The organism is Streptomyces sp. NPDC035033 (assembly GCF_040636735.1).
GTDB lineage: Bacteria > Actinomycetota > Actinomycetes > Streptomycetales > Streptomycetaceae > Streptomyces.
Window position 1 is genome coordinate 51,691 of record NZ_JBEZUZ010000026.1, and the last position, 24,513, is coordinate 76,203.

The 24,513-nt window shown below is 71.1% G+C and carries 21 protein-coding genes and 2 rRNA genes; 5 read left to right on the plus strand and 18 right to left on the minus strand.

Annotated features, from left to right (window positions below; translation table 11 throughout):
- Positions 1 to 102: 102 nt before the first annotated feature.
- Positions 103 to 1,863, plus strand: coding sequence for an arginine--tRNA ligase (argS, locus tag AB0E83_RS13785; RefSeq protein WP_362109928.1), 1,761 nt, complete (start codon positions 103 to 105; stop codon positions 1,861 to 1,863).
- Positions 1,864 to 1,882: 19 nt separating this feature from the next.
- Here the strand turns inward: argS and AB0E83_RS13790 are convergent, their stop codons facing one another.
- Positions 1,883 to 3,127, minus strand: coding sequence for a helix-turn-helix transcriptional regulator (locus AB0E83_RS13790; RefSeq protein ID WP_362109930.1), 1,245 nt, complete (start codon positions 3,125 to 3,127; stop codon positions 1,883 to 1,885).
- Between the two features lie 275 nt (positions 3,128 to 3,402).
- On the opposite strand from AB0E83_RS13790, the gene AB0E83_RS13795 reads away from it, so the two are divergent.
- Complete coding sequence (locus AB0E83_RS13795; RefSeq protein WP_362109932.1) at positions 3,403 to 4,161, plus strand: DUF4232 domain-containing protein; 759 nt, start codon at positions 3,403 to 3,405, stop codon at positions 4,159 to 4,161.
- A gap of 19 nt (positions 4,162 to 4,180) precedes the next feature.
- On the opposite strand, the gene AB0E83_RS13800 is transcribed toward AB0E83_RS13795, so the two are convergent.
- The 7 genes from AB0E83_RS13800 to AB0E83_RS13830 all read right to left on the minus strand — a co-directional run bounded on the left by AB0E83_RS13800 (position 4,181) and on the right by AB0E83_RS13830 (position 11,034).
- On the minus strand, positions 4,181 to 4,453 hold the full coding sequence (locus AB0E83_RS13800) for a DUF1876 domain-containing protein (protein ID WP_362109971.1): 273 nt from the start codon (positions 4,451 to 4,453) through the stop codon (positions 4,181 to 4,183).
- A 62-nt stretch (positions 4,454 to 4,515) separates the two neighbouring features.
- Positions 4,516 to 5,520: a porphobilinogen synthase gene (hemB, locus tag AB0E83_RS13805; protein ID WP_362109934.1), complete on the minus strand. Its 1,005-nt coding sequence runs from the start codon at positions 5,518 to 5,520 to the stop codon at positions 4,516 to 4,518.
- 148 nt (positions 5,521 to 5,668) lie between these two features.
- A complete protein-coding gene (locus tag AB0E83_RS13810; RefSeq protein ID WP_362109936.1) occupies positions 5,669 to 7,339 on the minus strand; it encodes a uroporphyrinogen-III synthase in 1,671 nt (556 codons plus the stop codon).
- Entirely contained in the window at positions 7,336 to 8,322 is a 987-nt protein-coding gene (hemC, locus tag AB0E83_RS13815) for a hydroxymethylbilane synthase (RefSeq protein ID WP_362109938.1), read from the minus strand. The genes AB0E83_RS13810 and hemC overlap by 4 nt, the downstream gene beginning before the upstream one ends.
- Positions 8,319 to 9,686, minus strand: a complete 1,368-nt coding sequence (locus AB0E83_RS13820) for a glutamyl-tRNA reductase (RefSeq protein ID WP_362109940.1) — start codon at positions 9,684 to 9,686, stop codon at positions 8,319 to 8,321. The genes hemC and AB0E83_RS13820 overlap by 4 nt, the downstream gene beginning before the upstream one ends.
- On the minus strand, positions 9,683 to 10,471 hold the full coding sequence (locus AB0E83_RS13825) for a redox-sensing transcriptional repressor Rex (RefSeq protein ID WP_362109942.1): 789 nt from the start codon (positions 10,469 to 10,471) through the stop codon (positions 9,683 to 9,685). The genes AB0E83_RS13820 and AB0E83_RS13825 overlap by 4 nt, the downstream gene beginning before the upstream one ends.
- A gap of 272 nt (positions 10,472 to 10,743) precedes the next feature.
- Positions 10,744 to 11,034: a glutaredoxin family protein gene (locus tag AB0E83_RS13830; RefSeq protein ID WP_362109944.1), complete on the minus strand. Its 291-nt coding sequence runs from the start codon at positions 11,032 to 11,034 to the stop codon at positions 10,744 to 10,746.
- A gap of 93 nt (positions 11,035 to 11,127) precedes the next feature.
- On the opposite strand from AB0E83_RS13830, the gene AB0E83_RS13835 reads away from it, so the two are divergent.
- The 3 genes from AB0E83_RS13835 (at position 11,128) to AB0E83_RS13845 (ending at position 14,914) form a co-directional block, all read left to right on the plus strand.
- On the plus strand, positions 11,128 to 12,096 hold the full coding sequence (locus tag AB0E83_RS13835) for an HAD-IB family hydrolase (protein WP_362109946.1): 969 nt from the start codon (positions 11,128 to 11,130) through the stop codon (positions 12,094 to 12,096).
- A gap of 445 nt (positions 12,097 to 12,541) precedes the next feature.
- The gene (locus AB0E83_RS13840; RefSeq protein ID WP_362109948.1) at positions 12,542 to 13,327 is read left to right on the plus strand and encodes an ECF subfamily RNA polymerase sigma factor, BldN family; all 786 of its coding nucleotides are present in this window, start codon (positions 12,542 to 12,544) and stop codon (positions 13,325 to 13,327) included.
- A gap of 327 nt (positions 13,328 to 13,654) precedes the next feature.
- The gene (locus AB0E83_RS13845) at positions 13,655 to 14,914 is read left to right on the plus strand and encodes a DUF5667 domain-containing protein (RefSeq protein WP_362109950.1); all 1,260 of its coding nucleotides are present in this window, start codon (positions 13,655 to 13,657) and stop codon (positions 14,912 to 14,914) included.
- Positions 14,915 to 14,987: 73 nt separating this feature from the next.
- Here the strand turns inward: AB0E83_RS13845 and AB0E83_RS13850 are convergent, their stop codons facing one another.
- From AB0E83_RS13850 to AB0E83_RS13895, 10 genes are all read right to left on the minus strand, one after another.
- Entirely contained in the window at positions 14,988 to 16,016 is a 1,029-nt protein-coding gene (locus AB0E83_RS13850) for a lysophospholipid acyltransferase family protein (protein WP_362109952.1), read from the minus strand.
- Between the two features lie 9 nt (positions 16,017 to 16,025).
- The gene (locus AB0E83_RS13855; RefSeq protein WP_362109954.1) at positions 16,026 to 17,114 is read right to left on the minus strand and encodes an NAD-dependent epimerase/dehydratase family protein; all 1,089 of its coding nucleotides are present in this window, start codon (positions 17,112 to 17,114) and stop codon (positions 16,026 to 16,028) included.
- 140 nt (positions 17,115 to 17,254) lie between these two features.
- Positions 17,255 to 17,353: an AURKAIP1/COX24 domain-containing protein gene (locus AB0E83_RS13860; protein ID WP_003948845.1), complete on the minus strand. Its 99-nt coding sequence runs from the start codon at positions 17,351 to 17,353 to the stop codon at positions 17,255 to 17,257.
- Positions 17,354 to 17,505: 152 nt separating this feature from the next.
- A complete protein-coding gene (locus AB0E83_RS13865) occupies positions 17,506 to 17,715 on the minus strand; it encodes a helix-turn-helix domain-containing protein (protein WP_030495139.1) in 210 nt (69 codons plus the stop codon).
- A gap of 127 nt (positions 17,716 to 17,842) precedes the next feature.
- A complete protein-coding gene (locus AB0E83_RS13870; RefSeq protein WP_362109957.1) occupies positions 17,843 to 18,658 on the minus strand; it encodes a phosphatase in 816 nt (271 codons plus the stop codon).
- 81 nt (positions 18,659 to 18,739) lie between these two features.
- A complete protein-coding gene (locus tag AB0E83_RS13875) occupies positions 18,740 to 19,915 on the minus strand; it encodes an acetoin utilization protein AcuC (RefSeq protein WP_362109959.1) in 1,176 nt (391 codons plus the stop codon).
- Entirely contained in the window at positions 19,884 to 21,080 is a 1,197-nt protein-coding gene (locus AB0E83_RS13880; RefSeq protein WP_362109961.1) for an MFS transporter, read from the minus strand. Before AB0E83_RS13880 ends, AB0E83_RS13875 begins: the two co-directional genes overlap by 32 nt.
- Before the next feature lie 43 nt (positions 21,081 to 21,123).
- A complete protein-coding gene (locus AB0E83_RS13885) occupies positions 21,124 to 21,771 on the minus strand; it encodes an HAD family hydrolase (RefSeq protein WP_362109963.1) in 648 nt (215 codons plus the stop codon).
- 78 nt (positions 21,772 to 21,849) lie between these two features.
- Positions 21,850 to 21,966, minus strand: a 5S ribosomal RNA gene (gene rrf, locus AB0E83_RS13890).
- A gap of 76 nt (positions 21,967 to 22,042) precedes the next feature.
- Positions 22,043 to 24,513: ribosomal RNA gene (locus AB0E83_RS13895) — 23S ribosomal RNA — on the minus strand; the annotation flags it as partial.

Here is a 24,513-nt window from a genome sequence, read left to right on the forward strand (position 1 = left end):
TTGTCCACAGGCGGGGAAAACACGTTGCCCACCCATGGGACACTTGACAAGCGATATAGACCACCGGGACACCCGGACACGACACAACAGGAACGGAAGCTCATGGCCTCGGTCCCTTCCCTCGCTTCGACCGTGCAGCAGCGCCTCGCGGAAGGCCTCTCGGCAGCCCTGCCGGAGGCCGGTTCCGCCGACCCGCTGCTGCGACGAAGCGACCGGGCCGATTTCCAGGCCAACGGCATCCTGGCGCTGGCCAAGCGGCTCAAGGGCAACCCGCGTGAGCTGGCGACGAAGGTCGTCGAGTCGATCCCGGCGAACGACGTGCTGAAGGAGATCGAGGTCTCCGGCCCCGGCTTCCTCAACATCACGGTGTCGGACGCGGCGATCGTGCGGACGCTGGCGGCCCGCGCGGCCGACGCGCGCCTCGGCGTGCCGCTGAACGAGGCGGCGGGCACGACGGTCATCGACTACGCGCAGCCGAACGTGGCGAAGGAGATGCACGTCGGCCACCTGCGGTCGGCGGTGATCGGCGCGGCGATGGTGGAGATCCTGGAGTTCACGGGCGAGACCGTGGTCCGCCGGCACCACATCGGCGACTGGGGCACCCAGTTCGGCATGCTCATCCAGTACCTGATCGAGCACCCGCACGAGCTGGACCACTCCGAGGGGGGCGAGGTCTCCGGCGAGGAGGCCATGTCGAACCTGAACCGGCTGTACAAGGCGTCCCGCGCCCTGTTCGACGCGGACGAGGAGTTCAAGACCCGGGCACGCGCCCGCGTGGTGGACCTCCAGGCCGGGGACGAGGAGACCCTCGCGCTGTGGCAGCGGTTCGTGGACGAGTCGAAGATCTACTTCTACTCGGTCTTCGAGAAGCTCGACATGGACATCCGGGACCCCGACATCGTCGGTGAGTCCGGCTACAACGACATGCTCCAGGAGACGTGCCGGATCCTGGAGGAGTCGGGCGTCGCGGTCCGCTCCGAGGGCGCGCTGTGCGTCTTCTTCGACGACATCAAGGGCCCGGACGGCAACCCGGTCCCGCTGATCGTCCAGAAGTCCGACGGCGGTTTCGGCTACGCGGCGACGGACCTGTCGGCGATCCGCGACCGGGTGCGGAACCTGAAGGCGTCGACGCTGCTGTACGTGGTGGACGCCCGCCAGTCGCTGCACTTCAAGATGGTCTTCGAGACGGCCCGCCGGGCCGGCTGGCTGAACGACGAGGTGAAGGCCGTCCAGCTGGCCTTCGGCACGGTCCTCGGCAAGGACGGCAAGCCGTTCAAGACGCGTGAGGGCGAGACGGTCCGGCTGGTGGACCTGCTGGACGAGGCGATCGACCGGGCCTCGGCCGTGGTCCGCGAGAAGGCCCAGGACCTCACCGAGGAGGAGATCGCCGAGCGCGGCACCCAGGTGGGCATCGGCGCGGTGAAGTACGCGGACCTGTCGACCTCGGCGGCCCGTGACTACAAGTTCGACCTGGACCAGATGGTCTCGCTCAACGGCGACACGTCGGTGTACCTCCAGTACGCGTACGCCCGCATCCAGTCGATCCTGCGGAAGGCCGGGGACGCGAAGCCGGCGGCCCGCCCGGAGCTGGAGCTGGCGCCGTCGGAGCGGGCGCTGGGCCTGCACCTGGACGGTTTCGGCGAGGTGATCGCGGAGACCGCCGCGGAGTACGCCCCGCACAAGCTGGCGGCGTACCTGTACCAGCTGGCCTCGCTGTACACGACGTTCTACTCGGAGTGCCCGGTCCTCAAGGCCGACACCCCGGAGCAGGTCGAGAACCGCCTCTTCCTGTGCGACCTCACGGCCCGCACGCTCCACCGGGGCATGGCCCTGCTCGGCATCCGGACGCCCGAGCGCCTCTGACGCCGCCGGGGCGGGTGGGTCACTCCTGAGCGACCCACTCGCCCTTGTCCGGCCAGTAGCCGTAGACCGTACGGCCCTCGATGGCCTGCGTACGGAACGGCTCTCCGCCGTCGTCGATCCGTACGGTCCCCCTCCGGTCCCCGGTGCTCCACTCCAGCTCCAGGTACCAGGCGACGGCGTGCTCCTCGGTGTGGACGTCGAGGTTGAGGACCTGCGGGTCGCCGGTGGCGACCTTGTACGGGAAGTCCTTGGCGGGCACGACCAGGTCCCCGTCCTGTCCGGCGACCGCCTTCGCGTACGGCCGGGGCGCGTCGAGGTCGACGTCGAAGGTCTGCGGGGTGACCCCGCTGCCGCAGCCGTCGCCCATGGAGTAAGCGGTCCGCGCCGGCGGCCGGTCCCGCTCGACGACCCGGACGCGGAGCCGCGACAGCACGACGGGCTCCTGGGTGCGGCCGGTGACGGTGACCTGGAGCTGCATGTGCCCGCCGTCGACGCCACCGAGCGCGCGGGCCCACGGCCGGGTGTCCTGCGGCGGGGGCGGCGGCGGCACGTGCTGCGGCTTCTGGTCGAGGACGTAGTACTGCCCGCAGGGCTGGGCCCAGTTGTACGAGCTGATGCCGGCGTTCAGCGGTGCGGGCGCGGCGGGCGCGGCCGAACCCGCGCGCGGCTCCTTCTCCCCGTCCCGCACCACCAGATACGTCCCCGGCACGGCGAGGGCCACGACGGCCACGGCGGCGAGGGCGCTCTTGAACCGGCCCCGCGAGGGCCCGGCACCGCCCGCGCCCTCTGACGTCACGACGACGGCCCCGACGGACCCGGCAGCCTCGACCGACCCGGCAGCTTCGACCGACTCGACGGCCTCGACGGCCTCAGCAGGCCCAACGGGCTCGACGGCCCCACCAGCCCCACCAAGCTCACCGGACCCGTCAAGCCCGCCAGCCCCACCAGACCCACCAGCCCCACCAGCCCCGGCAAGCTCAGCAAACCCGGCCGCACCCGCCCCGGCCGGCTCGCCGCCCCGCCCCCGGGTCTCGTCGGCGACGATCCAGGCGCGGTGGAGCGCGACGAGTTCCTCCCGGGTGGCCCCGCACAGCCGCCCGAGCCGTTCCACGGGGGCGAAGTCGGTCGGGACGGCGTCGCCGTTGCAGTACCGGTGGAGGGTGGAGGTGCTGACGTGGAGCCGCTTGGCGAGCGCTCCGTAGCTCAGTCCCGACCGCTCCTTGAGCCCCTTCAGCAGCCCCGCGAGCCGGTCCCCGGTGTCCATCCGTCGCTCCCCCGTCACCGTCGGCGTCCCAGGAACGCGTTCCGGGCAAGGTGCGTCTCCCCAGGTCACAGGGGGTGGAAGCGTTCCAGCGTTCCTCATTGTCCCGCGTCGATCGACACCGCGTCACACCGGCACGCAGCATGGAGCCATGCCGAACGGCCGCGTCACCGACGCCCTGGCACTGACGGTGCTGGTCATCTGCACCGCGATCGTGATCAGCCTGTTCGACGGCCACTGACCGACCGACCCACCGAACCACTCACGGGGGAACCACCATGCGTACGACCGCCCGCCGCCTCGCCCTGCCCGCCGCCGCTCTGGCCGCGGCCCTCGCCCTCACGGCCTGCCAGTCGTCCGACCAGGACGCGGCGGCTCCGGCCCCCGCGAAGCCCGGCACGACCGCGCCCGCGACCACCGCACCCGCGACCGCCACGCCCGAGAGCACCGCCTCCGCGCCGGCCGCCCCGGCCCCGTCGTCGTCCCCGGCGACGGAGGCCGCGCGCAAGACCACCGAGCCCCCCGCGAAGCCCTCGCCCAAGGCCCCCACCGACAGCACCGCCGGCTCCGGTTCCGCCGGCTCCGGTTCCACCGGATCCGACTCCGGATCCGCCGGGAACACCCCCCTCCGCCCCTGCACCGCCGCGGACGTGAAGGTCGTGGCGAGCAAGGTCAGCCGCCCGATCAACCACCTGGCGCTGACGATCACGAACACCGGGGGCCGCGTCTGCCACGCCCCGGACGCGCCCCTGGTCGGCTTCGACCACAGCCAGGCGCCGATCAGGATCGTGGAGGAGAGCAAGCCGCAGGCCGTGGTGACGCTGACGCCCGGCGAGTCGGCCTACGCGTCCCTGATCCTGACCGGGGAGCCGGCCGGGCCCGGCGAGGACACCCACGGCACGACCGTCCGCACGATCAAGGTGAACCTGACCGCCGACAGCATGGTGACGGTGGCGGCGCCGTCGGGCACGTACGTGGACGACGGCGCCGCCGTCTCGTACTGGCAGCGGGAGCTGGAGGACGCCCTCCAGTACTAGGCCGGCACCGGCGCGGCGCCTAGCGGTTGATCGGGTAGGACGTCCGCCCGGACACCTCGTCGATCTCCGCGTGGGCCTTCTGGAGGAGCTGCGAGGCCAGGTCCATGAGGGCGCGGGCCCCGGCGATCTCCTCGCCGACCCGGAGCTGCTCGGGATCGGAGGGGTGCCGGTGGGCGGTGCCGTGGGCCCGGAACTCGGAACCGTCCGAGAGCCGGACCATGGCGGCCGCCCGCGTCCGGTCGCCGTCCTCCTGGAACTCCATGTCGACGTGCCAGCCGACGAGCGTGTGCATCATGAGGATCACCTCCGGGGAGGTACCTGTCGGGTACCTCTCCAGGGTGCGCCGCCCGGCCGTCAGCGGCGAGCCGACCCGAGCTTCTGCGCCACCTCGGTGGCCCAGTAGGTGAGGATCATCTTCGCGCCGGCGCGGCGGATGCCGGTGAGGGTCTCCAGGATGGCCTGGTCGCGGTCGATCCAGCCCTTCTCCGCGGCGGCCTCGACCATCGCGTACTCGCCGCTGATCTGGTACGCGGCGACGGGCACGTCCACGGCCTCGGCGACCTTGGCGAGCACGTCGAGGTAGGGGCCGGCGGGCTTGACCATCACCATGTCCGCGCCCTCCTCCAGGTCCAGCGCCAGCTCGCGCATCGACTCGCGGAGGTTGGCCGGGTCCTGCTGGTAGGTCTTGCGGTCGCCCCGGAGGGAGGAGCCGACGGCCTCGCGGAAGGGGCCGTAGAAGGCGGAGGAGTACTTCGCGGTGTACGCGAGGATCGCCACGTCCTCCTTGCCGATGGTGTCCAGCGCGTCGCGGACGACACCGACCTGCCCGTCCATCATCCCGGACGGTCCGACGACGTGGACGCCGGCGTCGGCCTGGACCTGCGCCATCTCGGCGTAGCGCTCCAGGGTGGCGTCGTTGTCGACCCGCCCGTGCTCGTCGAGGACGCCGCAGTGGCCGTGGTCGGTGAACTCGTCGAGACACAGGTCGGACATGATGATGAGGTCGTCGCCGACCTCGGCCCTCACGTCCCGGATGGCGACCTGGAGGATGCCGTCGGGATCGGTGCCGGCCGTGCCGAGCCCGTCCTTCTTCGCCTCCTCCGGCACGCCGAAGAGCATGATCCCGGAGACGCCCGCCTCCAGGGCTTCCACCGCGGCCTTCCGCAGGGTGTCCCGGGTGTGCTGGACGACGCCGGGCATCGCGCCGATCGGCACGGGCTCGCCGACGCCCTCGCGCACGAACGCGGGCAGGATCAGGTCGGCCGGGTCCAGGCGGGTCTCGGCCACCATCCGCCGCATGGCGGGCGTCGTCCGCAGCCGCCGCGGCCGCGCCCCCGGAAAGCTTCCATACGAGTTCATACGTGCGAGGCTACGCCCGCCCGGCGCCCCCACTTACCGACACCGTGTTGCCCACGCGTGACGGGCGCGGCACACGCCGGAAGACCGGCGCGGGCCCCGGGAAGGGGACCCGCGCCGAGGTCCGCGGCCCCCGAGGGGGCCGGACGGCCTACGTCGTGCGGCGGCGCCGCGCGCCCGGGCGCCGCTCGCTGGGCCGCGTGACGGGGTCGCCGGCCTCCAGCGCCGCCTCCCGCCGCCGTACGCCGAACTCCGCGAGCGCCTCCGCGAGCTTGTGGACGGACGGCTCCGGGGACAGCACGTCGACCCGCAGCCCGTGCTCCTCCGCCGTCTTGGCGGTGGCCGGGCCGATGCAGGCGATGACGGTGACGTTGTGCGGCTTGCCGGCGATGCCGACCAGGTTCCGCACGGTCGACGACGAGGTGAAGAGCACCGCGTCGAAACCGCCGCCCTTGATCGCCTCGCGCGTCTCGGCCGGCGGCGGCGAGGCGCGCACGGTCCGGTAGGCCGTGACGTCGTCGACCTCCCAGCCGAGCTCGATGAGGCCCGCGACCAGCGTCTCGGTCGCGATGTCGGCGCGCGGCAGGAAGACGCGGTCGATCGGGTCGAAGACCGGGTCGTACGGCGGCCAGTCCTCCAGGAGGCCCGCCGCGGACTGCTCGCCGCTCGGCACGAGGTCCGGCTTCACGCCGAAGTCGATCAGCGCGGCGGCCGTCTGCTCGCCCACCGCCGCGACCTTGATGCCGGCGAAGGCGCGGGCGTCGAGCCCGTACTCCTCGAACTTCTCCCGTACGGCCTTGACCGCGTTCACCGAGGTGAAGGCGATCCACTCGTACCGTCCGGTGACGAGCCCCTTGACCGCCCGTTCCATCTGCTGGGGGGTGCGGGGCGGCTCGACCGCGATGGTCGGGACCTCGTGCGGCACGGCGCCGTACGAACGCAGCTGGTCGGAGAGCGACGCGGCCTGCTCCTTGGTGCGCGGCACGAGGACCCGCCACCCGAAGAGCGGCTTGGACTCGAACCAGGAGAGCTGGTCGCGCTGCGCGGGGGCGCTGCGCTCGCCGACCACGGCTATCACCGGTCGGTGGCCCTCGGGCGAGGGGAGCACCTTGCCCTGCTTGAAGACCTGGGCGATCGTCCCGAGGGTCGCGTTCCAGGTGCGCTGCCGCGTCGTCGTACCGGCGATGGTGACGGTGAGCGGGGTGTCCGGCTTACGGCCCGCCGCCACCAGCTCACCGGCGGCCGCGGCCACCGAGTCCAGCGAGGTCGAGACGACGACGGTGCCGTCGGAGGCGCCGACCTCGGCCCAGCACCGGTCGTCGGCGGTCCGGGCGTCGACGAAGCGGACGTCGGTGCCCTGCGCGTCGCGCAGCGGCACACCGGCGTACGCGGGGACGCCGACCACGGTCGCGACGCCGGGGACGACCTCGAAGGGGATGCCCTCGGCGGCGCAGGCGAGCATCTCGGCGCCCGCGTCGCCGTCGAGGCCGGGGTCGCCGGTCACCGCACGGACGACCCGCCTGCCGCCGCGCGCGGCCTCCATGACAAGATTGGTCGCATCCCTCAACACGGGGACACCGGCGGCTGTTGACGCCTCGTCAACAACCGTCAGCTCAGGCGTGCTCACGCCCGCGCGCGCATGGCCGCGGACGACCTCCAGCACGTCGGGCTCGGCGATCAGGACGTCCGCTCCCGCCAGGGCCTCGACGGCCCGGAGGGTCAGGAGTCCGGGGTCGCCCGGGCCTGCGCCGAGGAAGGTGACGTGGCCGTGGCCCGCGAAGACGGGGGGCACGGGACTGGTGGTCGGGCTGGTGGGGTTCAAAGTGCTCGCTCCCCCATAAGACCGGCCGCACCCTTGGCGAGCATCTCGGCCGCGAGTTCGCGTCCGAGCGCCGCCGCCTCGTCGTGCGAGGTGGGGACGGGACCGGTGGTGGACAGCTGCACCAGCGTGGAGCCGTCGGTGGTGCCGACGACGCCGCGCAGGCGCATTTCGGTGACAACCTGCCCGTGACCGGGGCCGTCGGCGAGGATGTCGGCGAGCGCGCCCACGGGTGCGCTGCAGCCGGCCTCCAGGGCGGCGAGCAGGGATCGCTCGGCGGTCACGGCGGCCCGCGTGCGCGGGTCGTCGAGAGCGGAGAGCGTGGCGACGAGGTCGGTGTTCGACGCCGGGCATTCGACGGCCAGGGCTCCCTGGCCGGGGGCGGGCAGCACGGAGTCGACCGGCAGCGGCTCGGCCGACAGGCCGCCGAGGAGCTCCTCGGTGCCGCCGATGCGGTTGAGTCCGGCCGCGGCGAGGACGACCGCGTCCAGCTCGCCCTTGCGGACGTAGCCGACACGGGTGTCGACGTTGCCGCGGATCGGGACGCAGGTGAGGTCGAGGCCGTGGCTGCGGGCGTACGCGTGCAGCTGGGCCATGCGGCGCGGCGAGCCGGTGCCGACGCGGGCGCCCTTCGGCAGCCGGGCGAGGGAGAGCCCCGCGCCGGTGATGAGGACGTCGCGCGGGTCCTCGCGCTCCGGGATCGCGGCCAGCACGAGCTCGGGGTGCTGGGCGGTCGGCAGGTCCTTCAGGGAGTGGACGGCGAAGTCGACCTCGCCGGCGAGCAGCGCGTCGCGCAGGGCGGCGACGAAGACGCCGGTGCCGCCGATCTGCGCGAGGTGCTCACGGGAGGTGTCCCCGTACGTGGTGATCTCCACGAGCTCGACGGGCCGGCCGGTCAGCTGCCGGACCGCGTCGGCCACGTGGCCGGACTGGGCCATGGCGAGCTTGCTGCGCCTGGTCCCGAGCCTCAGTGCCCTCTCGGTCATACTCGCCCTCGGTTCTTGACGTCGGCGTCATTCAGGTCGGCCCGGGAGACGGAGGCGACCGCCTCCGGGTCGAGGTCGAAGAGTGTCCGCAGCGCGTCCGCGTACCCGGCGCCGCCGGGCTCGCTGGCGAGCTGCTTGACCCGCACGGTCGGCGCGTGCAGGAGCTTGTCGACGACGCGGCGCACGGTCTGGGTGATCTCGGCGCGCTGCTTGTCGTCGAGGCCGGGGAGGCGGCCTTCGAGCCGGGCGACCTCGCTGGCCACCACGTCGGCGGCCATGGTGCGCAGGGCGACCACGGTGGGGGTGATGTGGGCGGCGCGCTGGGCGGCGCCGAAGGCGGCGACCTCGTCGGAGACGATGGAGCGGACCTGGTCGACGTCGGCGGCCATGGGGGCGTCGGCGGAGGCGTCGGCGAGCGACTCGATGTCGACGAGCCGGGCGCCGGGGATCCGGTGGGCGGCGGCGTCGATGTCGCGGGGCATGGCGAGGTCGAGCAGGCACAGGGGCTCCCGGCCGGCGGCCGCGCGGCCTTCGGCGGCGGCCTCGACGGCGTCGCCGGTGAGGACGAGGCCGGTGGCGCCGGTGCAGGAGACGACGACGTCCGCGCGGCCCAGTTCGTCGCCGACGGCGGCCATCTCGGCCGCGCGCGCGGCCACGCCCGTGCCCCCGGGCTCGGCGAGGATCTCGGCGAGCCGCTCGGCGCGGGCGAGGGTGCGGTTGGCGATGACGATCTCGGCGACGCCGGCGCGGGCGAGGGTGGCGGCGGCCAGGGACGACATGGAGCCGGCGCCGATGACGAGGGCGCGCTTGCCCCGGGCCCAGGTCTCGACCTCGGCGCCGTCGGCGAGCTGCTCCAGGCCGAAGGTGACGAGCGACTGCCCGGCCCGGTCGATGCCGGTCTCGCTGTGGGCGCGCTTGCCGACCCGCAGGGCCTGCTGGAAGAGGTCGTTGAGAAGCCGGCCGGCGGTGTGGAGGTCCTGGCCGAGGGCGAGGGCGTCCTTGATCTGGCCGAGGATCTGGCCCTCGCCGACGACCATGGAGTCCAGGCCGCAGGCCACCGAGAAGAGGTGGTGGACGGCCCGGTCCTCGTAGTGCACGTAGAGGTAGGGGGTGAGCTCCTCCAGGCCGACGCCGCTGTGCTGGGCGAGGAGCGTGGAGAGCTCGGCGACGCCGGCGTGGAACTTGTCGACGTCGGCGTAGAGCTCGATGCGGTTGCAGGTGGCGAGGACGGTGGCCTCGGCGGCCGGTTCGGCGGCGAGGGTGTCCTGGAGGAGCTTGGTCCGGGTGTCCGCCGGCAGGGAGGCCCGCTCCAGGACGGAGACGGGGGCGCTGCGGTGGCTCAGTCCGACGACGAGGAGGCTCATGCGGGCATCACCGCGGGGACGTCCCCGTCGGGTCCCTTGCGGCCGCCGTCGGCGGCGGTACGGGTGGGGGCCTGCGGCACCACGGGGGCGGCGGCCTGCGGGGCGGTCTCCTCGCCGAGCTCCTCGCCGGCCTTCCGCTGCTCGTGGAAGGCGAGGATCTGCAGCTCGATGGAGAGGTCCACCTTGCGCACGTCGACGCCGTCCGGCACGGAGAGGACGGTGGGGGCGAAGTTGAGGATGGAGGTGACGCCGGCGGCGACGAGGCGGTCGCAGACCTGCTGGGCGACGCCGGCGGGGGTCGCGATGACGCCGATGGAGACGCCGTCCTCGGCGATGATCTTCTCCAGGTCGTCGCTGTGCTGGACGGGGATCCCGGCGACCGGCTTGCCGGTCATGGCGGGGTCGGCGTCGATGAGCGCGGCGACGCGGAAGCCTCGGGAGGCGAAGCCGCCGTAACCGGCGAGCGCGGCGCCGAGGTTGCCGATGCCGACGATCACGACGGGCCAGTCCTGGGTCAGGCCGAGCTCGCGGGAGATCTGGTAGACGAGGTACTCGACGTCGTAGCCGACACCGCGGGTGCCGTACGAGCCGAGGTAGCTGAAGTCCTTGCGCAGCTTCGCGGAGTTGACCCCGGCCGCGGCCGCGAGTTCCTCCGAGGAGACCGTGGGTACGGAGCGCTCCGACAGCGCGGTCAGGGCGCGCAGATACAGCGGAAGGCGGGCGACGGTGGCCTCGGGAATTCCTCGGCTACGGGTCGCCGGTCGGTGAGTTCGGCCAGTTGCCACGGTGCTCCTGCGGGATGAGCGGGGCTGCAGGCGGCCATATGTCCCAGGACCGCCCCGTCGAATGCAGGCTATGTCTTTGTGAACGCGTGCACAAAGATGGTGTCCGTTTTGTCCGGCCAAAGTGACCGGGGTCACGCGGCCGGTTCTCGCGGACGCGGAACCGCCGGGCCGCGGGAAGCGTTGAGATCCCGAAGGGGGCAAAGCCGCACACACTCCTCACGACGTGGCCCCCGAATGCCAACAAAACGTCCACGATGGTAGCCGTCTTTCGGTCACGCACCCAGTTCGCGCCGGAGCCGCCCGGCGTCCACCCGCCAGAAGGTGTGCTGTTCGCCGTCGACCAGGACGACCGGGATCTGCTCCCAGTACTCCTTGTACAGCGCCTCGTCCTGGAGGATGTCCTTCTCCTCCCAGCGCGCCCCGGTCTCGGCGCAGACGGCCTCGACCACCGCGCGGGCGTCGTCGCAGAGGTGGCACCCCGGCTTCCCGATCAGCGTCACGGTCCGCGCGGCCGGGTCCTTCGCCGCGTCCTTCTTCTTCGTACGTCCGAACATGCCCTCCATTGTCCCGCCCGGTCACGGCGGGGACCCGCACTGTTCACACCCCGGCATCCCCACAAGTCGGGAAGTACCGAACAGACTGGCTATGCTCCAGACATGGCCGCTCTGGGATGGCTCACCCCCCGTAGGCGCTCCGCCACCGCGCGCAGCGTCCTCGCAGGCGAGGCCGCCGCCGAGGCGGCCCGCAAGACCTCGCTCCAGCTGGAACAGGAGAGGGAGGCGGAGGCCGCCGCCCTCGAAGCGGCGAAGGCCGCCGAAACCGCGCCGGAGGAAGTGGAGTTCCCCGTCGTCGGCGACGTACGGGCCGCCGCCTTCTTCGACCTCGACAACACCGTGATGCAGGGCGCGGCGATCTTCCACTTCAGCCGCGGCCTGTACAAGCGGAAGTTCTTCCAGCGCCGCGAACTCGCCCGTTTCGCCTGGGCCCAGATCTGGTTCCGGCTGGCCGGCGTCGAGGACCCGGCGCACATGCAGGAGGCCCGCGACAGCGCGCTCTCCATCGTCAAGGGCCACCGCGTCTCCGAACTGATGTCGATCGGCGAGGAGATCTACGACGAGTACATGGCCGACCGGATCTGGCCGGGCACCCGCGCCCTGGCCCAGGCCCACCTCGACGCGGGCCAGAAGGTGTGGCTGGTGACGGCCGCCCCGGTCGAGACGGCCACGATCATCGCCCGCCGCCTCGGCCTCACCGGCGCGCTCGGCACGGTCGCCGAGTCCGTCGACGGCGTCTACACCGGCAAGCTGGTCGGCGAGCTGCTGCACGGCCCGGCGAAGGCCGAGGCGGTCCGCGCCCTGGCCGCCGCCGAGGGCCTGGACCTCGCGCGCTGCGCCGCGTACAGCGACTCGCACAACGACATCCCGATGCTCTCGCTCGTCGGCCACCCGTACGCGATCAACCCCGACACCAAGCTGCGCCGGCACGCCCGGGACCGGGACTGGCGGCTGCGCGACTACCGGACCGGCCGCAAGGCCGCCAAGATCGGCATCCCGGCCGCCGCCGGGCTCGGCGCCGTCGCCGGCGGCACCGCCGCCGCGGTCGCCCTCCACCGCCGCCGCCGCTGACCCCGGCCCGCACCCGGCCTCCCCCGCGCCTCCGGCGCGCCACGCGCGTGCCGATACGTTTCGGCTGCGATCATCTGCGACAACCACGGACCAGAGGGACTCACCCGTCCGTGGTCGAACAGCCCCGTACACCTCGACTCCCGGGCATTCCCGCGCCCTTACCCAGGAGCGGCCGCCGTCACTCCCCCTTACCGCACTTGAGCACAACGCAACGCCGACGCAGTCACACTCGGAAGTCACTCGATCAATAACCGGTCACCAAGTGCGACTTGATACGCCCGCAAGCGGTAACGGAACCGACGTAATCGATGATTTGAGCAACTCGGTGTAGCGCTGCCTGTACGAAGCGTTATTCTCCTCAGACGCACAGCGGAACCCTCACGTCGCCACCACGAGTGAACGGATCCGCACTGCACGTGATGGAAGCTCTGCCTCTGGGAGTCCCGTGTACCCACACGTCGGGGTTGACGCCTCGGGCCTGGCTACGCTGCGCGCAACGGTCCTCGACCACTTGCGTGGCTTCGTCCCCACCGCGTACGTCGGTCCTGCCCTCGCCCTCGCCGCACCGGCACCCGCCGGTCCTTGCTATGCCCTCGCCGACGGCGGCGCCGCCGTCGGCAGACGGGGCGCGCGCGGCGGCGCCGGAAGCTCGACCACCGCCCGACGCCCCACCGCCGACAGCGACAGCGCCCGCATGATGGACCTGGTCGAGCGCGCCCAGGCCGGCGAGGCCGAGGCCTTCGGCAGGCTGTACGACCAGTACAGCGACACCGTCTACCGCTACATCTACTACCGCGTCGGCGGAAAGGCGACGGCGGAGGACCTCACCAGCGAGACCTTCCTGCGCGCCCTGCGCCGGATCTCCACCTTCACCTGGCAGGGCCGCGACTTCGGCGCCTGGCTCGTCACCATCGCCCGCAACCTGGTCGCCGACCACTTCAAGTCCAGCCGCTTCCGCCTCGAAGTCACCACCGGCGAGATGCTCGACGCCAACGAGGTCGAGCGCAGCCCGGAGGACTCCGTCCTCGAGTCCCTCTCCAACGCCGCGCTCCTCGACGCCGTCCGCCGCCTCAACCCCCAGCAGCAGGAGTGCGTCACCCTCCGCTTCCTCCAGGGCCTCTCGGTCGCCGAGACCGCGCGGGTCATGGGGAAGAACGAGGGCGCCATCAAGACCCTCCAGTACCGGGCCGTCCGCACCCTGGCCCGGCTCCTCCCCGAAGACGCCCGCTGACCCGGGCCGCCGACCGCCGCCGCTCCCCTCCCCCGGTCCCCCACCCCCACCCTTCCCCTTGCTGCCACTCGTCCCCACCCCCGCACCCCTCCCCCCACGCCACCACTGCCCGTCCCACATCACAGTCGGTGACGCATCGATGACGCACTGGTCCGATCATCCTTCGCGCGTAACCCAAGTGCCGCGCCGCTCGTTGTGCGAAATGCAGGCTCCCTGTGGTCACGCCCTGCCCGCAGACACTCACTCGTTCGTGTGGATCTGCTCAAGCCGGGCAACCTTCCGGACCCCCCGGGGAGTCGACCGTCATGACGAGAGGAGGTGCCGCCAGTGATCGCGAACGTGCACCGGCGGGCGAACGCCTTCGCCCAGGCCCTGGAGGACCGGACGCCCGGGGGCGAGGCGGCCGACCGGCCCGACGCCCCGGCCGACACGGGCGACCAGGGACGGCTGTTGGCCTTGGCGAGCGGTCTCGGCGAACTGCCGAAGCCGGAGCTCGACCCCGAGGTCAAGGTGGTGCAGCGAGCCCAGCTCGTCGCCGCCATGGAGGCGATGTTCGCCCAGGGGACGGCCGCGAGCCCCACCGTTCCGGAACAGCGGACCACACGGGGGGCCCACCGGGCCTCACCCCTTCGGAAGCTCCGCCCCCGCTCCCGCTGGACCAAGGGACTCGCCGCCGGCGGCCTCACGGTCGGCGTGGCGGCCGGAGCCTTCGGCGGGGTCGCCGCCGCCAGCTCCGACGCCCTCCCCGGCGACTCGCTCTACGGACTCAAGCGGGGCATGGAGGACCTCAAGCTCGGCATGGCCGACGACGACGCCGACCGCGGAGGCATCTACCTCGACCAGGCGTCCACCCGGCTCAGCGAGGCCCGCCGGCTCATGGAGCGCGCCCGCTCCGGCGAGCTCGACCACGAGTCCCTCGCCGAGATCCGCCGCGCCCTCGGCGGCATGAAGCACGACGCCGAGGAAGGCCACCGGCTGCTCCGCCAGGCCTACGACCGGGACGGCGAGATCGCCCCCATGGCCCGGCTGAACTCCTTCGCCCAGGCCCACCGCGACACCTGGAACGGCCTGCGCGACCGCCTCCCCGTCCAGCTCGCCGACGTCGGCGAAGAGGTCACCGGCGTCTTCGACGCCATAGACCAGGAGGTCGAGCCGCTCCAGTCGATGCTGCCCCGCACCCCCGAGAAGGGCGCGGCCGACACCGGCGGCTCCAGCAGCAGCCCCACCGCCCCGCAGCACCAGCAGGGCACGGACACGCAGCACCCCCCGGCCGCCCAGGACGACCCCACCCAGGGCAGCCACCCGGCCACCACCCCCCGCCCCTCCGGTACCACCCACAGCACCGGCACGGGCGGCGACGCCGGCACCGGCACCACCCCGAGCCCGGGCGCCGACACCGACACCACCGCCCCGGCGGACGACGGCCTCCTCGGTGGCAACACCGGCGGCCTGCTGCCGTCCCCCACCGGCACGACCACCACACCCCCGGTCGAGGAGGTGACGCCCACACCCCCGGACGTCACCATCCCGCCACTCCTGCCGGGCCTCCTTCCAGGCCTCGGCATCGACAGCGAGGACGCTCGCTGACAAGAAGAAGGGGCGCCCCCACGGACGGGGGGCGCCCCTTCTTCCCTCTTCGGACCCGGCCCGCGCCAGGGGCTCAGAAGAACACCGACCGCCGCTGCACCAGCAGCTTGTACAGCGTGTGCTGTATCTGCTCCCGCACCTGGTCCGTCAGGTTGAACATCAGCATCGGGTCCTCCGCCGCCTCCGGCGGATACGCGTCCGTCGGGATCGGCTCGCCGAACTGGATCGTCCACTTCGTCGGCAGCGGCAGCATCCCCAGCGGCCCCAGCCACGGAAAGGTCGGCGTGATCGGCACGTACGGCAGCCCGAGCAGCCGCGCCAGCGTCTTCGCGTTCCCGACCATCGGATAGATCTCCTCCGCGCCCACGATCGAGCACGGCACGATCGGCACCCCCGCCCGCAGCGCCGTCGAGACGAAACCGCCCCGGCCGAACCTCTGGAGCTTGTACCGCTCCGAGAACGGCTTCCCGATCCCCTTGAAGCCCTCCGGCATCACCCCGACGAGCTCACCGGCCCGCAGCAGCCGCTCCGCGTCCTCCGCGCACGCCAGCGTGTGCCCCGCCTTCCGGGCCAGCTCGTTGACCACCGGCAGCACGAAGACCAGGTCCGCCGCGAGCAGCCGCAGGTGCCGGCCCGCCGGATGGCGGTCGTGCACCGCGACCTGCATCATCAGCCCGTCCAGCGGCAGCGTCCCCGAATGGTTGGCGACGATCAGCGCCCCGCCCTTCTCCGGGATGTTCTCGACGCCCTTCACCTCCACCCGGAAGTACTTCTCGTACAGCGGGCGCAGCAGCGACATCAGCACCTGGTCGGTCAGCTCGGCGTCGTACCCGAACTCGTCGACCTCGTACTCGCCCGTGACCCGCCGCCGCAGGAACGCCAGCCCGCTCGCGAGCCGCCGCTCCCAGGCCGGCCGGTCCGTCCCCCCGCCTGAGGGCCCCGGGGCCTCCTCCTCCGCGCCGGCGGGCTCCTCCAGGGCGCCCGGCAGCGCCCGTACCGCCGCGGTCCCGGAGCCGGGGCCGGACGGCTCCTCGGGCCGGTCCGGCCGCCGCCGGGCCCGCGACCGGTCGTCGTCGAAGGGAATCACCTTGGCGTCCGCCATCACCGCTCCTCAGGCACCGTCGTGGGAAGTCGTGGGAAGGGGCCGGATCCGCGCCCCGGCCGGATCCGCCTCCGGGGCGAGCCGGCCGACCAGCCGGTCCACCGCCCCCGCCAGCGCCTCGGGCGGCAGCAGCCCCGGCCCCCGGCTCGCCGCGAAGTCCGCGAACGCCTCCGCCGTCGAGTACCGCGGCCGGAAGCCCAGGACCTCCCGCATCTGCGCGGTCGAGACGACCCGCCCGTGCGTGAGGAGCCGGATCTGCTCGGGCGCGAAGTCGGTGAGTCCCACCGTCCGCAGCGCCGAACCCACCCAGGTCACCGTCGGCAGCAGCACCGGCACCGTCGGCCGCCCGAGGCGTCGCGCGCACTGCGACAGCAGCAGCACCCCGTCCCCGGCCACGTTGAAGGTCCCGCTGTTCAGCGAGGCCCGGCGCGGCTCGTGCGCCACGAGCCGCAGCACGTCGACCACGTCGTCCTCGTGGACGAACTGCAACCGCGGGTCGTACCCCAGGACCGTCGGCATCACCGGCAGCGACAGGTACTCGGCCAGCGGCGACTCCACCCGCGGCCCCAGGATGTTCGCGAACCGCAGCACGCACACCGCCACGTCCGGCCGCCGCCGGGCGAAGCCCCGCACGTACCCCTCGACCTCGACGGCGTCCTTCGCGAAACCGCCGCTCGGCAGCGACTTCGCCGGAGTCGACTCGGTGAAGACCGCCGGATCGCGGGGCGCGGAGCCGTACACGGCCGTACTCGACTTCACCACGAGCCGCCCGATCCGCGGCGACTTCTGGCAGGCCCCGAGGAGCTGCATGGTGCCGATGACGTTGGTCTCCTTGACCGCCGTCCGGCCGCCGGCGCCCAACGCCGTGCCCGTCACGGCGAGGTGGACCACCGTGTCCACCTCGTGCTCCGCGAGCACCTTGGCGATGGCGGGCCGGCGGATGTCCGCCCGGACGAACTCTGCCTCCCCCAGCGGATGCGCGGGCTCGACCGCGTCCACGGCCACCACCCGCTCCACCTCCGGGTCCTGCTGGATCCGCCGCACGAAGCGGCCCCCCAGGTGCCGGGCGGCACCGGTGACGAGCACGACCTTGCCCAAGATCAGCGCCTTCCGTCCGTCTTCCGTAGCCGCCACCGTAGCGCCTGCGGATTCCGGCGCAACGAAAACGTGGCCCTTCACCGATGACGGTGAAGGGCCACGCCTTGTCACGCACGGAGAACCGCTCGCGCGGCCGCCGCTTACTTCTTGTTGCGACGCTGAACGCGCGTGCGCTTGAGCAGCTTGCGGTGCTTCTTCTTGGCCATCCGCTTGCGCCGCTTCTTGATAACAGAGCCCACGACTACCCTCGCTCACTTCTTCTCACTGGTGCGGGGCGTCTGGGCCCACACGACCTACGAGGGGTTAGCCTACCGCCCCTGGCACCACACGAGTAATCCGAGGGTCGGAAGGGGCTCACCGAGCGTTCGGCCGCAGGTCGGCCGCGCGTCCGCTACGCGGTCCCCACCCCCACGTACGACTCCCTCAGGTACGCGTGAACCGCCTGCTCCGGGACCCGGAAGGACCGGCCCACCCGGATCGCCGGCAGATGACCGCTGTGCACCAAGCGGTACACGGTCATCTTCGACACGCGCATCACCGCGGCGACTTCCGCCACGGTCAGGAACTTGACCTCGTTGAGAGGCCGATCGCCAGCAGCCATGACCCACCTGTACCTTCCGCCGCGACGCCCACCGGCTTCCCCTCCGGTGACTCTTCGTCGTCGAGCGCTCACGAATCAGACTAGGGGCGGGTGGTACGAGTGGGGAAGAGGAGCCCCTATCGCCCGTTTACCGTGACAGACACGCTCGATTGAGTACATAGCGCGTGAGGGGACGGTAGTACGCCGAGGGCACCCCGTCATCCAGCGGGACCGCCACCGCGACCTGCCCCTCGGCCTCCCCGACGAAGAGCGCCGGATCGTCCGTGTCGGCCAGCCCGATCGCCTCGATACCCAGCTGACCAGCGCCGCAGACCCATCCGTGGTCCCCGACGACCAGCTCGGGCAGCGGCCCGCCGGCCTCCGCCGCGCTCTCCAGCGCGGCCCGGACCGGCAGCGCCGAATGGGAGTGCGCCCCCTGTTCACGCCCGCCCTCCGGCGGCCCCGCCTCCCGTACGAACGCGACCCCGCGCACCTGGTCGAGGAGGTACGTGCGTAGACCGAACCGGGTCGTTATGTCGACACATCTCCCCTGCGCCGGGGTGAGTACGTCACATCCCGCCGCCGACAGGGCGTCTGCGAGAGCGACGTAGAAACCGAGCAGCCGGTGCGGGTGCCCCGTCCCGAGCAGCACCGGGGCCCGCCGCGCGGCCGCCGCCGCGAGCCGCCCCGCGAAGGCGTCCAGGCCCCGCAGCGTCCGCTCCGGGTCGATCACGTCCGGGCCCGAGCGGTGCTCCGGGTCCCCCGACACCCCGCACTTCTCGGCCATCAGCCGCAGCAGCTCGGCCTCGTCCCAGCCCCCGTCCGGCACCAGCCCCAGCGTCACCCGGGGGTCCCGCGCGGCGAAGAGCCGGTAGCTCCGCAGGCTCTCCTCCCGCGACGTCGCCACCGTCCCCGCCAACCCCGCCGCCAACAGATGCGCCCGCAGCGCCCCGGTACTCAACACCCTTCCGATGCTGCCGGATCACATCTGCCGATACGTCAGAACTGATGCCGCGCCGCACAGTTGGCGTAACAAGGCGGGTGCTCAGGCGAGCAGCCCGCGCAGCGGGAAGGCCGCCTTCCGGGTCGCGAGGACCGCCTGGTCCAGCCGGTCCGCCGGGTCGTAACCCGCCGTCCAGTCGCGGAAGTCGACCGGCCACCGCCCGTCCGTCATCCGCCTCGGCCCCGGCTGTCGCGTCCGCGCGTACACCTCGTCCCGCCAGGAGGACGGCACCGCCGTCTCCGGCGCCACGGGCGCGTGCGCCGCGATCCCCACCAGGTGCGTCCACGACCGCGGTACGACGTCCACCACCGCGTACCCGCCGCCGCCCAGCGCCAGCCAGCGGCCGTCCGCGTGCGCGTGCGCCAGCTCGTGGCACGCCTCCTGCACCGCCCGCTGCGCGTCCAGCGACACCGCCAGGTGCGCCAGCGGGTCCTCGAAGTGCGTGTCGGCCCCGTGCTGGGTCACCAGGACCTGGGGCCGGAAGTCGGCGAGGAGCTCCGGCACGACGGCGTGGAAGGCCCGCAGCCAGCCCGCGTCCCCGGTCCCGGCCGGCAGCGCCACGTTCACCGCGCCGCCCTCGCCGGCCCCGGCCGCCCCCGTCTCCTCCGGCCAGCCGGTCTGCGGGAACAGCGTCCGCGGGTGCTCGTGCAGCGAGACCGTCAGGACCCGCGGGTCCTCCCAGAACGCCGCCTGCACCCCGTCCCCGTGGTGCACGTCGACGTCCACGTACGCGACCCGCTCCACGCCCAGTTCGAGCAGCCGGGCGATGGCGAGCGAGGCGTCGTTGTAGATGCAGAACCCGGCCGCGCCGCCCGGCATCGCGTGGTGCAGCCCGCCGGCGAAGTTCACGGCGTGCTCCGCCTCGCCCCGCCACACGGCCTCCGCCGCCGCCACCGACTGCCCGGCGATCAGCGCGGACGCCTCGTGCATCCCCGCGAACGCCGGGTCGTCGGCCGTCCCGAGCCCGTACGCCTGGTCGGCGCGGCGCGGGTCGGCCGAGGCCGCCTTCACCGCGGCCACGTAGTCCTCGCGGTGCACGAGCCGCAGCGTCGAGTCCCCGGCCGGCTTCGCGGCCACCACGTCCACCGCCCGGTCGAGCCCGAAGGCCCGCACCAGCCCCATGGTCAGCGCGAGCCGCACCGGGTCCATCGGGTGCTGGGGCCCGAAGTCGTACCCCGTGACAGCTTCATCCCACATCAAGAGTGCGCGGCCGCTCATGCCCGCCACCGTATCGGGCCTCCCGCGCGCCGAACGACGTGGCATACGCCACCGTGACCAGGACGAGCACCATCGGCACCAGCATGGCCCCGCGGTAGCTCCACGCGTCCCCGAGCGCGCCCACGAGCGGCGATCCGACGAGGAACCCGACGTAGTTGAAGACGTTGAGCCGGGCGACGGCCGCGTCGCTGTTCCCGGGGAAGAGCCGCCCGGCCGCCGCGAAGGTCTGCGGCACGATCACGCTCAGCCCCAGCCCCAGCACGGTGAAGGCCGCGATGCCCACCCAGGCCGACGGCGCCACCGCCACCAGCGCGAACCCGCACGCCGCCAGCACCGCCCCGGTCCGCACCACCGCCGCCGCCCCGAAGTGCCGCACCCCGAGGTCGCCCACGGCCCGCCCGAGCAGCGTCGTCACCATGTAGGCGTTGTACGGGACGGTCGCCGCCGCCTCCGAACCGCCGAGCACGTCCTGGAGGTACTTCGCCGACCAGTTGGAGACCGTCGAGTCCCCGATGTACGCGAAGGTCATCACCAGGCACAGCGGCAGCAGCAGCTTGAACGACAGCGCGCCGCCCTGCTCCGCGGCCCCTCCGCCCGGCGCCCCGTCGCCGTCCACGTACCACCGGCTGCCGAGGTACGCCGCCGGTGCGAGCACCACGACCACCGGCAGGTACGACCACAGCAGCGACAGGTTCCCGTGCGCCCCCACCCAGGCCAGCGAGGCGCCGGCGATCCCGCCGAGGCTGTACGCGGCGTGAAAACCGAGCATGATGCTCCGCCCGTACGCCCGCTGGAGGCTCACCCCCAGCATGTTCATGGACGCGTCGAGCGCGCCGACCGACAGCCCGAACACCCCGAGCGCCACGGCCGCCGCCCACAGCGCGTCCCCCGCGCCGACGCCCACCAGGGCCAGCAGGACGACGGGCTGCGACCACCGCAGCACCCGCGAGGGCGCCACCCGGGCGACGGCCTTCTCCGTCGCCACGCTCGCCACGCCGGCGAGGATCGGCACGGCGGCCAGGAAGAGGGGCAACAGCCCGTCGGAGATCCCGTACCGGTCCTGGATCCCGGGTATTCGGGTCACGAGCAGGGCGAAGGCCACACCCTGGACGAAGAAACTGAGGGCCAGGGAGGCCCGCCCCCGCCGCAGCCGCGCATCGGTCATGGCGGGTCAGCGTAGGGCCGCGCCCTACTGATGGGTAGACGGATCACAGACCCAAAATCGCCGGCAGCTCCTCCATCCGGGAGAAGAAGCCCCGCGCCACGGTCAGCCGGTCCTCCGGCGTCATCGCCGTGAACCCGTAGACGTCCATCCCGGCCGCCACGGCCGCCTGGACGCCGAGCCGGCTGTCCTCGACGACGACGCACCGCTCGGGCGCGACCCCCATCCGCGCGGCCGCGTGGAGGAAGAGGTCCGGCGCCGGCTTCCCCCGCCCCACGTCCTCGGCGCTGAAGACGATCTCGTCGGGGAACCAGGCGTCGAGCCCGGTCTTCCGGTGCCCGACCCGGATCCGCTCATGGCTCCCGGAGGAGGCCACGCAGTACGGGACCCGCTCGGCCACCAGCCGCTTGAGCACCTCCTCCGTCCCCTCCACCGGCTCCAGCTCCTCCCGGAAGGCGGCGAAGACCCGCCCGTGGAAGGTGGTGTCGAAGTCCGCGGGCAGCCGCTGCCCGGTCCGTTCGAGAACGAGGTCGTGGACCCGGTGGATCGCGGCCCCCATGTAGTCCCGGAGCGAGTCCTCGTACGTGGTGGGGTGCCCGAGCTCGGTGAGGTAGCCGGCGAGCAATCGGTTGGAGAGGGGCTCGCTGTCGACGAGCACGCCGTCGTTGTCGAAGATGACCAGGTCGTAGCGCATGCGTCCAGCCTAGATCCGGCCCAGAACGCAGAAATGCCTCAACCCCCGGACAGAGTCCGGGGGTTGAGGCTAAAAATTGTTCGGCGGTGTCCTACTCTCCCACAGGGTCCCCCCTGCAGTACCATCGGCGCTGAAAGGCTTAGCTTCCGGGTTCGGAATGTAACCGGGCGTTTCCCTAACGCTATGACCACCGAAACACTATGAAGTTGAACTCAAGCCGAACGATGGCGAGTTCGTTACTTCAGAACTAACACAGTGGACGCGAGCAACTGAGGACAAGCCCTCGGCCTATTAGTACCGGTCAGCTCCACCCCTCACGGGGCTTCCACATCCGGCCTATCAACCCAGTCGTCTACTGGGAGCCTTACCCTCTCAAGGAGGCGGGAATACTCATCTCGAAGCAGGCTTCCCGCTTAGATGCTTTCAGCGGTTATCCCTCCCGAACGTAGCCAACCAGCCATGCCCTTGGCAGGACAACTGGCACACCAGAGGTTCGTCCGTCCCGGTCCTCTCGTACTAGGGACAGCCCTTCTCAATATTCCTACGCGCACAGCGGATAGGGACCGAACTGTCTCACGACGTTCTAAACCCAGCTCGCGTACCGCTTTAATGGGCGAACAGCCCAACCCTTGGGACCGACTCCAGCCCCAGGATGCGACGAGCCGACATCGAGGTGCCAAACCATCCCGTCGATATGGACTCTTGGGGAAGATCAGCCTGTTATCCCCGGGGTACCTTTTATCCGTTGAGCGACGGCGCTTCCACAAGCCACCGCCGGATCACTAGTCCCGACTTTCGTCCCTGCTCGACCCGTCGGTCTCACAGTCAAGCTCCCTTGTGCACTTACACTCAACACCTGATTGCCAACCAGGCTGAGGGAACCTTTGGGCGCCTCCGTTACCCTTTGGGAGGCAACCGCCCCAGTTAAACTACCCATCAGACACTGTCCCTGATCCGGATCACGGACCCAGGTTAGACATCCAGCACGACCAGAGTGGTATTTCAACGGCGACTCCACCATGACTGGCGTCACGGCTTCACAGTCTCCCACCTATCCTACACAAGCCGAACCGAACACCAATATCAAACTGTAGTAAAGGTCCCGGGGTCTTTCCGTCCTGCTGCGCGAAACGAGCATCTTTACTCGTAGTGCAATTTCACCGGGCCTATGGTTGAGACAGTCGAGAAGTCGTTACGCCATTCGTGCAGGTCGGAACTTACCCGACAAGGAATTTCGCTACCTTAGGATGGTTATAGTTACCACCGCCGTTTACTGGCGCTTAAGTTCTCAGCTTCGCAACCCCGAAAGGTCACTAACCGGTCCCCTTAACGTTCCAGCACCGGGCAGGCGTCAGTCCGTATACATCGCCTTACGGCTTCGCACGGACCTGTGTTTTTAGTAAACAGTCGCTTCTCGCTGGTCTCTGCGGCCACCCCCAGCTCACGGAGTAAATCCGGTCACCAGGCGTGGCCCCCCTTCTCCCGAAGTTACGGGGGCATTTTGCCGAGTTCCTTAACCATAGTTCACCCGAACGCCTCGGTATTCTCTACCTGACCACCTGAGTCGGTTTAGGGTACGGGCCGCCATGAAACTCGCTAGAGGCTTTTCTCGACAGCATAGGATCATCCACTTCACCACAATCGGCTCGGCATCAGGTCTCAGCCTTAACGTGTGACGGATTTGCCTATCACACGGCCTACACCCTTACCCCGGGACAACCACCGCCCGGGCTGGACTACCTTCCTGCGTCACCCCATCGCTTACCTACTACCACCTTGGTTCGCCGGCTCCACCACTCCCCTTCACCCGAAGGATCCGGGGCGGCTTCACGGGCTTAGCATTAATGGGCTCGGTATTGGGCGTTTCAAAGCGGGTACCGGAATATCAACCGGTTGTCCATCGACTACGCCTGTCGGCCTCGCCTTAGGTCCCGACTTACCCTGGGCAGATCAGCTTGACCCAGGAACCCTTAGTCAATCGGCGCACACGTTTCTCACGTGTGTATCGCTACTCATGCCTGCATTCTCACTCGTGAACCGTCCACAACTCGCTTCCGCGGCTGCTTCACCCGGCACACGACGCTCCCCTACCCATCACAGCGGGCGTTGGCCCTCATGCTGCAATGACACGACTTCGGCGGTACGCTTGAGCCCCGCTACATTGTCGGCGCGGAATCACTTGACCAGTGAGCTATTACGCACTCTTTCAAGGGTGGCTGCTTCTAAGCCAACCTCCTGGTTGTCTCTGCGACTCCACATCCTTTCCCACTTAGCGTACGCTTAGGGGCCTTAGTCGATGCTCTGGGCTGTTTCCCTCTCGACCATGGAGCTTATCCCCCACAGTCTCACTGCCGCGCTCTCACTTACCGGCATTCGGAGTTTGGCTAAGGTCAGTAACCCGGTAGGGCCCATCGCCTATCCAGTGCTCTACCTCCGGCAAGAAACACGCGACGCTGCACCTAAATGCATTTCGGGGAGAACCAGCTATCACGGAGTTTGATTGGCCTTTCACCCCTAACCACAGGTCATCCCCCAGGTTTTCAACCCTGGTGGGTTCGGTCCTCCACGAAGTCTTACCTCCGCTTCAACCTGCCCATGGCTAGATCACTCCGCTTCGGGTCTTGAGCGTGCTACTGAATCGCCCTGTTCGGACTCGCTTTCGCTACGGCTTCCCCACACGGGTTAACCTCGCAACACACCGCAAACTCGCAGGCTCATTCTTCAAAAGGCACGCAGTCACGA